Below are 4,999 nucleotides of genomic sequence, written 5' to 3' on the forward strand. Positions count from 1 at the left end.
GATATTGGACATTGGAAATTGGACATTTTTTTGACATTTGAACTTGGGATTTGGGATTTATTATAGAATGGATGAATTTTAAAACAGCCAAACATATAAAATACGATATACTGAATAGTTACAATTTTAGAAAATATTGACTTTAAGAAAAAGGATTGTATAAAATAGTCTTAAAATATAAATGGATTGGAAATGAACAGAGCATATCAAAACACAGATGGTGGAGAGAAAAATATCAAAGGAATTGGTAGAGATGGCAATCAATAATCCCAATGAAATTGTAAAGAAAAAACCATATTGGACAACAAAAGAGGTAATAAGTTTGGTTAAAGAAAGATTTAAAGTGGAAATAAAAGAGAGTAGAATAAGAGAGATATTTAAAGAAGGGGTAGCCCTGCCAGTCTATAATCTATCGCAACCTGACAGCCTCTAGTATTTTGTTAGAATATAAAAATGTATGAGAAATTCACAAGGCATGCAAGCATTGTAAGCTTTGGGATATTTTTAAGTAGGGTATTGGGTTTTGTAAGGGATTTCCTCCTTGCCCATTTCTTTTCAAAGGAATTGCGGGGTGTTTTCTTTGCCGCATGGGTTATTCCAAATACATTAAGGATGCTTTTGGGAGAGGGTGCTTTATCATCCTCGTTTATCCCTGTATTTGTAAGGTATCTTAAAGATGGAAGAAAATCTGCATATCAGCTTGCATCTATTGTTATTAACCTCCTCCTTATTGTCTCATTGTTCATTGTCTTTTTTGGAATTATATTTGCACCTATTATTTGTTCCATAGTTGCCCCAGGTTTTATAAATCTTGGGCTTATCCCTTCAATGGCTCTGGTATTACGAATAATATTTCCATACCTTACCCTTATCTGCCTCTCTGCTGTTATAATGGGAATCTTAAACTCACTTGAGAGATTTGGTCCTCCCTCCATTGCACCTGTTATGCTTAATATAAGTTTTATTGCCTTTATCCTCTTTGTCTGTGGAAGGCTTACGAACCCCCTATTTGGTCTTTCCCTTGCTGTCCTTATTGGTGGAATTTTGCAGGTTCTTATTCAAGCTCCAGCTTTATTTAATGAAGGCTTTGGATATAAACCAATAATTAGCCTTTCACACCCAGGTGTAAAAGAGATAGGGATAAAGATGCTTCCAGGCTTAATTGGCTTTGCTGTATATCAGGTAAATATTGCCGTTGATACAATTTGTGCCTCTCTTATTGGACCTTCTGCTATTTCAAGCCTATACTATGCAAATAGGCTCATTGACCTTCCTTTGGCATTATTTGGGACAGCCATTGGAATTGTAGCCCTTCCATCCATTTCAAGGTCTATTGCAGAGAATAATATGGAGGAGGCAAAGAAAACACTAAATTGGGCAGCAAGGCTTGTGTTTGTAATAATTCTTCCTGTTATGGTTGGCTTCATGATATTAGGAAAAGAAATCATTAGCCTCCTTTTTGAGCATGGCGAATTTTCCCATTCTGAAACAAATTCATCATATCTTGCTTTGTTCTTTTATGCACTTGGCCTTGTTTTTTCTTGTGGTATAAAACCTGTTGTTTCATTTTTTTATGCTTTGGGAGACACAAAGACACCCCTTAAGGTAGCAGGGTTTTGTATGGTATTAAATATTATCCTAAACCTTTTGTTTGTAAAACCATTGGAAGAGGGAGGATTAGCCCTTGCAACAAGTATGTCCTGCTGGATAAACCTTTCCATCCTTACCATTATTTTAAAGAGAAGAATAGGTCTTGTTGGAGGAAGGCTTGTCCTTAAAACCTTTATAAAATCCCTTATTGCAGGGATTATAATGGGGATTTTTCTTTATTGCTTTCTTAAAATTGGCCTTCATAAAGCCCTTAATGTAGGAGGAGGGATAGCCCTTTCCCTTGCTCTTTATCTTTTCTTGGGAAAAATCTTTGGGCTTTCTGAGTTTGTAACCCTTCGCAAGACATTTTTAAGATAAATCTGCTTTATATCTTACATTCTTTTATTTGCAGAATTTTTTAAGCATCAATATTTATACCATCTCAATATAGCCTTTATTTTTTATGTCGTAGATAAAATCCAATACATCTTTCTTGAATGTTCTTTTATCAACATTCTCTGAATACATTGGGTATAGTCCTTCAATCAACCCATTCAATGGAAGGTTCTTTTTAAACTCATCCCATATCTCATTTCCAATCCCTTCAAAGGTCGTAAAATCCCATTTCTTCATATCAAATACCCAAATCCTATCTTCCTGCTTAATCCATCTGGTCTCTTTCTTTATTCTTGGGGTTTTGACTAACATCTCTTTATCAAGCTCTCTTATCTTTCTTTTAGACCATTCGCACTCATCAATTAACCCTGTCCCCTCTGATTTCCTTAAAAGTGGACAAGGACGGCAAAGGGCATTATGCTCGCAATCCCTACAGGTAATATTTGTTGCATAGGTTTCGGGATCATTTACATATTTAAAGAATGAAAGAAAATATGGGGAATTTAAAATTTCACTAACAGAGGAATCTTTGATATTTAAAGATTGAAAGCTAAATAACCCTTCTTCTTTTGCTTTGTCAGCCAATTTAGTATCGCAGGGTCCACAGGGATGCATCTGGCCATCAGCCCTCATATAATAATGATAAGAAGAGCCTTTGCAACGCATAGCAAAAGGATGCATTGGTAAATTCACTCCATGCTTTTTCCAAATATAATCAGTAAATGAGGGTCGGCAATCAACCTGAACGACCAAGTTTGAAAAATTGTTATGAGATAAAACTATCCTTTCGGTAGCCTCCAATCCTTCCTCAACTGTATAGCCTACCTCTTGCCAATTACAAGCTGCTCTTCCATCAAGGGTTAGAAATTGAAGGTCAATCCCTGAAATTCCTAATGAATTGCCAAATTCAGGTAAATACTCAATTTCTAAAAGATTCTTTTTGGTAACCACAAATCCTATCCCCGTTAAAACTTTGCTTCCTTTTGCTCTAGCTAATTGAGTAAATTTCTCTAGGTTCTTACAGGCTTTCTCAAATGCCCCTCTACCCCTTATCTTGTCATTTGTTTCAGCACTTACTCCGTCAATACTTACAATTAAGGATTTTATTTCCAAATTGATTAGAGTAAGAGCCATTTCTTCCCCAAGAAGTGTCCCATTTGTGGTTATTGCTACCTCCAACCCTTTGTCTTTAGCAAATTCTACCAATTGTATCAGATTGGGGTAAATCAGTGGTTCTCCTCCGATTAAAAGCAATTGTTTAAATCCTGCCTCTTGCAATTTGTTTATGGCTTCTTTAGCCTCTTCTATGTTCAGCTCCCTTCCTATATCCTTCCTTGTCCCATCATATTTCTCTGCATTATAACAATGAATGCAGCTTAAATTACATCGGGATGTAATATCCCAAATCAGCATAGCCATAGTATCACCTCCTTATTTTTCCTAAAATCCCTACTATTGACATAAATAATCCCGCTCCAAGAAATAAAACCTTTACCCCTAATATTTTTGCTAAAATCCCGCTTATCCCAGAAGAAAAAATGTTTGTTGAACCAGTAATTGCTCCAACCACACTAAAAACCTTTCCTCTATTTCTGTCATCTGTCTCCTCCTGAAGAAGGGTTGTGGCAGAAACCTCCCATAAGCCATTGGAGAGGCCATTTATCACAAATAGAAAAAGACCAATGAGATACAGGGGATTTAATGCAAATATAACAGAATTTATTCCACAGAGAATAACCGCAAAGGTAATTAGCTTTATTTTATTTATCCTTTGAGCAAGCCTTCCTCCCAGCAAAGAGCCTATAATTATTCCCAAACCATTGGCAGACATTAAAAATCCAAATTCAGCTGTCCCTTTATGTAAAATTTCACTTACAAAAATGGGAAGAATAAGGTTTATTGCTCCTCCTGCAATCATCATTGCTCCAAAGACAAAACAGATAAAGGAAACCTTTTGAGAGGTTTTAATACAGCCAATCCCTTCCTTTAATTCTAAAAAGAGAGGTTTAATTCCCATTTTTTCCTCTTTGCTTTCCTCTTTTATGGAGATGAAAAGAATAGCAGTTGCTGAAAGAAGAAATGTTAAAGCATCTATCACGAATAGAGATTTTATTCCAAAAAACCCTATGATTACCCCTCCAATCGCAGGGCCGATTAAATTCATAAATTCTTGTGTTGAAGATAAAAGGGGATTGGCTACAATTAGTTCCTTCTTATCAACAATATTTGGAAGAAATGAGGAGCGGGCAGGAAAAAAGAATATATCAACCAAAGAGACAAGAAATGCAATAACAAACACTTGATAGGTTGCCTGGGTGAAGATAATAAGGAATACAAGGATTCCTCTTATGAGATCAGAGGCTATCATTATCCATTTTCTCCTCCATCTATCTACAAAAACACCGGCAATCGGGCCAAATACTATTTGGGGAATAAGCAGAGAGAGCATTAGCCACATCATATTTATCTCTTTTGCTCCCTTGGTAAACCAGACAATAAGACCAATCAGGGCTATGGTAGAAAGGCTATCACCAAATGATGTGATTGCACAAGCTAACCACAAAAGAAAAAAGTTTCTCTTTTTCAATACATTGGTATAGGCTATTTTTTCCATATTCTTAAAATAAAGCCGGCCTCGGAGAAGATCTCCGAGGCTTGTTTTCTAACCGAAATAGGTTAGCTTACACATCCCGCAGCCACTGCGTCCCCATCCTGGACCTGGAGTAAAACCCCATCCCCTAACAATCCCTAAGTCTGTAACTTTAGGTTTTGCGTAGGCCTTCATACTTCCACCTCCTTCTTCCTCATAATTTAAAAATTTTCCTTATGGGGTCCCTTCCATCTGAGGAAGTAAATGGAATTATACCATAAGGATTTAAAAATAAAGTAATTATTCACCCCCTCTTTGTGAAACGGAGAATCTTAAGAAAAAGAGAAAAGGAAAATATCATCTTTGTCTAATTAACCATTTATCCACTTTCTCAATCATTCGTATAATCTGTCCAATGATTTG

Annotated in this window: 4 protein-coding genes; 2 read left to right on the plus strand and 2 right to left on the minus strand. The window is 36.2% G+C overall.

Annotation, left to right across the window (positions count from 1 at the left end; genetic code table 11):
- Nucleotides 1–205: 205 nt before the first annotated feature.
- Entirely contained in the window at nucleotides 206–433 is a 228-nt protein-coding gene (locus AB1630_10110; GenBank protein ID MEW6104144.1) for a hypothetical protein, read from the plus strand.
- A 20-nt stretch (nucleotides 434–453) separates the two neighbouring features.
- Entirely contained in the window at nucleotides 454–1,968 is a 1,515-nt protein-coding gene (murJ, locus tag AB1630_10115; protein MEW6104145.1) for a murein biosynthesis integral membrane protein MurJ, read from the plus strand.
- A 54-nt stretch (nucleotides 1,969–2,022) separates the two neighbouring features.
- On the opposite strand, the gene AB1630_10120 is transcribed toward murJ, so the two are convergent.
- Both AB1630_10120 and AB1630_10125 read right to left on the minus strand, forming a co-directional pair.
- Nucleotides 2,023–3,405, minus strand: a complete 1,383-nt coding sequence (locus tag AB1630_10120) for a radical SAM protein (protein MEW6104146.1) — start codon at nucleotides 3,403–3,405, stop codon at nucleotides 2,023–2,025.
- A 4-nt stretch (nucleotides 3,406–3,409) separates the two neighbouring features.
- A complete protein-coding gene (locus AB1630_10125; protein ID MEW6104147.1) occupies nucleotides 3,410–4,600 on the minus strand; it encodes an MFS transporter in 1,191 nt (396 codons plus the stop codon).
- Nucleotides 4,601–4,999 lie beyond the last annotated feature (399 nt).

This window comes from bacterium (assembly GCA_040753555.1).
GTDB lineage: Bacteria > UBA9089 > UBA9088 > UBA9088 > UBA9088 > JBFLYE01.